At 38.3% G+C, this 475-nt stretch carries 1 protein-coding gene; it reads left to right on the forward strand.

From position 1 onward, the window contains the following. Positions 1-390 (forward strand): DUF6392 family protein (locus H0248_RS21575; protein WP_180787435.1); only part of this gene is annotated, 390 nt, incomplete at its 5' end. Between the last annotated feature and the right edge of the window lie 85 nt (positions 391-475).

The raw sequence follows: 475 nt of genomic DNA on the forward strand, positions 1-475 counted from the left end.
CTGGTGTTTCAGGGGGCTACATCATCAGGCGATCCTGTATTAGATTTAGATATGGTCAAAGAATCTGTTTACTTGGCTTTTCATCGCTCATCGAGGAAATTGTTTTGTGTGACACTTACACTCTTTGATGAAGACAGGCCAACACAGCAATTCCCAAATGCGCTTCCTCTTCCTTTTAAGAAGGAAATGAGCATCGACTGGATGCATGAAAAATTCGGCATTCCTGAGAAAACCATCCCTTCCAAGGTTATTGGAGGTCTTCAGTTTGGAATGAAAGAAAAGTATAAGTTAGATGGTTTTCATATACCTTTAGCAATGCAGATAGCTTATACCGAGAAAAATACTGTTGAATCAATAACAGTTATGCCAACAGAAGAAATGAAGTGGTAATTACACAAATTAAATTACGATCTCCGTTCATCCTATCTTGATGGCCCATCATCAGGAATTTTTTAATTTCCCGACAACAATTGCA

This window comes from Pectobacterium brasiliense, from assembly GCF_013449685.1.
Taxonomy (GTDB): domain Bacteria; phylum Pseudomonadota; class Gammaproteobacteria; order Enterobacterales; family Enterobacteriaceae; genus Pectobacterium; species Pectobacterium brasiliense_A.